At 52.1% G+C, this 4667-nt stretch carries 4 protein-coding genes; 3 read left to right on the forward strand and 1 reads right to left on the reverse strand.

What is annotated here, in order from left to right; genetic code table 11:
• The first annotated feature begins 222 nt into the window (after positions 1–222).
• Positions 223–1305 (forward strand): alpha/beta hydrolase, encoded by a 1083-nt coding sequence (locus ACJROR_RS06955; protein WP_406546485.1) that lies wholly within the window; start codon positions 223–225, stop codon positions 1303–1305.
• 318 nt (positions 1306–1623) lie between these two features.
• Here ACJROR_RS06955 and ACJROR_RS06960 read toward each other — a convergent pair whose 3' ends face one another.
• On the reverse strand, positions 1624–1923 hold the full coding sequence (locus tag ACJROR_RS06960; protein WP_406038806.1) for a TIGR04076 family protein: 300 nt from the start codon (positions 1921–1923) through the stop codon (positions 1624–1626).
• A 470-nt stretch (positions 1924–2393) separates the two neighbouring features.
• On the opposite strand from ACJROR_RS06960, the gene aroG reads away from it, so the two are divergent.
• On the forward strand, positions 2394–3464 hold the full coding sequence (aroG, locus tag ACJROR_RS06965; protein WP_406546486.1) for a 3-deoxy-7-phosphoheptulonate synthase AroG: 1071 nt from the start codon (positions 2394–2396) through the stop codon (positions 3462–3464).
• Between the two features lie 84 nt (positions 3465–3548).
• Positions 3549–4667, forward strand: a 1119-nt coding sequence (gene serA, locus ACJROR_RS06970; protein WP_406546487.1) for a phosphoglycerate dehydrogenase, incomplete at its 3' end; no start/stop codon positions are given.

Here is a 4667-nt window from a genome sequence, read left to right on the forward strand (position 1 = left end):
AAGTACAGGGAGAACGGGAAAGCACGCGGGAAAGCGAAGCGGTTCGGAAAAGGACTCGAAGCACCAGGAGTTCTCCGGAAGCTATCCTGACCGCTTACCGGAAATATCAGTCAAATGGCAGAGCAGCAATCAAATGGCAGAACATGGGAGGCCGGCATGAAATCACGCAAATTGTTAAGTTCAGTTTTGGCGGCAGCGTTACTTTGGGGAGGAGTTGGCAGTATGGCTATGGCGCAGGACGTTCAGGTATCAGTTATCGCAGAGGCTTCGCAGATGAAGCAGTCATCAATTGCGGCATTGCAGGATGATACCCGGGTTTTTAAGATCAATAAGAACATCCAGGTTCTGAAGGTGGTGTTCTCCAACCATTACGGCTTCGATGTTGCCGGGCATCTGTATCTTCCGGCAAACTTTGACAGCGCTAAGAAATACAGCGCGGTGGTGGTATCCGGTCCCTTCGGAGCCGTCAAGGAACAGGCTTCCGGCCTTTACGCCCAGGAACTGGCCTCCCGGGGCTTTGTGACGGTGGCCTTCGATCAGTCCATGACCGGACAGTCCGGCGGGGCCAGACGCGATATGGCTTCTCCTGATATTTTTACCGAGGACTTCAGCGCCGCGGTGGATTTTGTCAGCAACCTTAAGTTCGTGGATCCGGAAAAAATCGGCGCTATAGGTATTTGCGGCCTTTCGGGAATGGCCATCACCGCGGCCTCCAACGATGTCAGGATCAAGGCCGTAGTGACCTCTGCCATGTACGACATGTCTGAAAGCATCAGCGATCATTACAAGGGCGAGTATTACACCGATGAACAGCGTCTCATTGTGAAGAAGCATCTTGCGGCCATGCGGGATGCGGAGGCCAAGCACGGCGGACTTATCAGAGGAGCTCATGAGATTGCCGTTGATGCAGAAGGGAAAGCGCAGACTTTTGCAACCATGTTCCCGGACAAGCTGCCGGTAGACGCCAATCCGGTAATTAAGGATTTCTACGGCTACTATGTAGGCCGGGCCTATCATCCGAGAGCCATCAATTCCAACACCTCCGCATGGGACTCCACGGCTCCTTACGGCTTCTTTAACTTCAGGCTCATGGATAACATAAAGGAACTTTCGCCCCGGCCCGTGATGCTGATTACCGGAGATAAGGCCCATTCCAGATATTTTTCCGAAGATGTGTATCAGAAGGCCGCCGAACCCAAAAAGCTCATCGTGGTAAAGGGAGCTACCCATGTGGATCTGTATGACCAGATGGACAAGATTCCCTTCGATGAGATTGATGGCTTCTTCAGAGCTAACCTGAAGTAGCAGGCTGCCGGAAGGGCACTGAGCGAGAGGCTGCTGGGAAGATAGTATGAAAAAGGGATGATAAAGGGGCGATGAAAAAAGGCGATGAGAAAAGGGGATCGATGATGAGCGGAAAACGGTGAGAAAGCAGTGATGAGAAAGGAACCGCGCTCAAATTCATTTCCCGGTATTTATTCGCCATCCCGATACTGTCCGATCTCCGCAAAGCGTTAATCAGCGGAAACAAAAAAGCTCATGTCAGATTCGGCATGGGCTTTTTATATGACGACTGGAGGAGAGCATCCTCCGGAGCCGGCATATCTCTATGCCTTACCCCGGCTATTCATTGACCTTGTTCTTTTCGATCCTTCCGGTGTATTCAATCTGGAAGATGTTCATGACCCGGGGATCCGGGCAGCAGAAGGTTACGGCGTTTTTCGGAAGGCCTTCGCGGGTAAACGTCTGGCCGTCCTTAAGCTTTGAGATGTACATGTTGGCAACCGTCAGCATCCAGGGACACAGCCTGCCGGCATCTTTGGCATAGTCGTAAACATCGCCCACGCGGTGCCCGTAATCGCAGCCTCGTTTGCCTCTCCTTTCGACGACGCTGATTTTGATGTGCTCATTGTTTTCTGCCATGGTCTTTTTCTCCGTTTGGGCACTGCTGTAAGCAAGGTTATCATGCGGATGGATGACTCATTGTAACAGGTAAATTCCGTGATGGATATTCAGTCCCGTTTTACTGTCCATCCTTTTCCATGGCAAAGTCATTTCCTGCTTCGGGCAGAGATGAAGATCTTTTTTTCGGGATGGCTCTTTTTGGAAAAATGTTCCGGGACAATTGGTTGGGGAACTTTAAAAACGGGAAAATTTCGCAAAAAATCCGCCCGGATTCTCAAAAGATGTCAATTAACCGCTGATAACGCCGTCTGTATTTGACTAAACATGGGGCGGCTTATACAATGAGTACCGTTTCAGGAAGCCTGAAATGCGTTTCAGCTTTTATTTCCAAGGGCTTAATCCACAGAATGGACAACGCTTCAGGTCTCAGTACAAAGGACAAACCGGTTTTACGCGGTAGAACCGCCAGATAATAGATTTTTGATATCATGACTAACAAAATTTACGACACCAGAATCAAGGAAATTACAGATCTTCTTCCTCCAGTAGCTCTTATTGAGAAGTATCCCTGCACCGAGAAGTCTGCCAATACCGTTCTGAAAGCCAGAGCTGCAATTCATGACATTATGACAGGGAAGGATGACCGTCTGGTGGTTATTACCGGTCCCTGCTCCATTCATGATACCAAGGCAGCCCTTGAATATGCCGAGAGACTCTGCCCGCTCCGCGAGAGATACAAGGACTCTCTGGAGATCATCATGCGGGTTTATTTCGAGAAGCCTCGTACCACTGTAGGCTGGAAGGGCCTTATTAACGATCCTTACATGGATAACAGCTTCGACATCAACATGGGCCTTCGGATCGGCAGAAAGCTTCTTCTGGACATCAACGAGATGGGCATGCCCTGCGCTACCGAGTATCTTGATGTGCTGACCCCGCAGTATCTTGACGAACTGATTTCCTGGATTGCCATCGGCGCCCGCACCACCGAATCTCAGGTGCACCGCGAGCTGGCTTCCGGCGTTTCCGCTCCGGTAGGCTTCAAGAACGGCACCGACGGCACCGTGAAGGTAGCCATTGACGCTCTTAAGTCTGCAGCGGCTCAGCATACCTTCCTGTCCGTTACCAAGTTCGGCCACAGCGCCATTGTTAAGACTCTCGGCAACGATGACTGCCATATCATTCTCCGCGGCGGCAGCAGAGGCCCGAACTACGACGCTGCCAACGTGCAGAGCGCCGTTGACGGACTTGCCAAGGCCGGACTTCCTGCCAAGGTCATGGTTGACTTCAGCCATGCCAACAGCCACAAGGAATTCAAGCGGCAGATGGATGTGTGCGCTGATGTCTGCTGTCAGCTGGCTGCAGGTCAGCAGGGCATCTTCGGCGTGATGATTGAGAGTCATCTGGTTGAAGGCCGGCAGGATCTTAAGGAAGGCTGTTCCGATCAGCTGGTTTACGGCCAGAGCATTACCGACGCCTGCATCGGCTGGGAAGACACCACAGCCGCTCTTGAAAAGCTGGCCATGGCTGTTCAGGCCCGCCGTGCCGCTGCCAAGTAAAATCGGTATCCCGAAAGGGGAGTCCCCCGGGCTCCCCGCTATTCAGAAGTTCATGTGAAACCTTTACAGGTTAAGGAGAGTAAAATGGCTCGTTATTCACTTGATAAAAACAAGATTAAGATTCTTCTTCTGGAGGGAGTTTCCGAAAGCGCTCTGGAAGTGTTCAAAAAAGCCGGCTATACCAATGTGGAGTACCTGAAGGGGGCTCTGGGGCATGACGAGCTTATAGAAAAAATCAAAGACGTGCATTTTATCGGCATTCGTTCCCGGACTCATCTTACCGAGGATGTTTTTGAGGCTGCCCATAAGCTCTGCGCCGTTGGCTGCTTCTGCATCGGCACCAATCAGGTGGATCTGGATGCGGCCCGCGCTCATGGCATTCCGGTATTTAACGCTCCGTTCTCCAATACCCGTTCCGTAGCCGAAATGGTTACCGGCGAGTACCTGACTCTGATGCGCACCATTCCGGAAAAGAACGCCATCCTGCACCGGGGCGGCTGGGACAAGAGCGCCAAGGGTTCCTATGAGGTTCGGGGCAAGACTCTGGGCATTATCGGCTACGGCCACATCGGCACTCAGGTGGGCATTATTGCCGAGGCTCTGGGACTCAAGGTGGAATTCTACGACATCGAGAACAAGCTGGACTTCGGTAATGTGCGTCAGGTTGAGACTCTGGACGAGCTTTATGCTCATGCCGATATCATCACCCTCCATGTGCCGGACAATCCTACCACCAGAAAGATGATCAACGCCGAATCCTTCAGCAAGATGAAGGACGGAGTAATCTTCATCAATGCCGCCAGAGGTTCCGTGGTTGACATTGACGCTCTGGTTGATGCTCTCAAGAGCGGCAAGGTAGGCGGTGCCGCTGTGGACGTATATCCTACCGAACCCGCCAAGAACGGCGATCCGTTTGAATCTCCGCTGACTCAGTTTGACAATGTCATCCTGACTCCGCACATCGGCGGTTCCACCAAGGAAGCTCAGACCAACATCGGCATTGAAGTGGCTACCAAGCTGGCTACCTATTCCGATAACGGCTCCACCCTCTCCGCAGTGAACTTCCCTGAGGTTTCTCTGCCGGTTCAGGGCAATGTCAGCCGCCTGCTCCACGTGCACAAGAACGTTCCGGGCATCCTGAAGCAGCTTAACCAGATCATGGCCGAGCGGAATATCGGCGTTGCTTCCCAGTACCTGCAGACT

Origin of the sequence: Succinimonas sp., assembly GCF_045225735.1 — a bacterium.
GTDB lineage: Bacteria > Pseudomonadota > Gammaproteobacteria > Enterobacterales > Succinivibrionaceae > Succinimonas.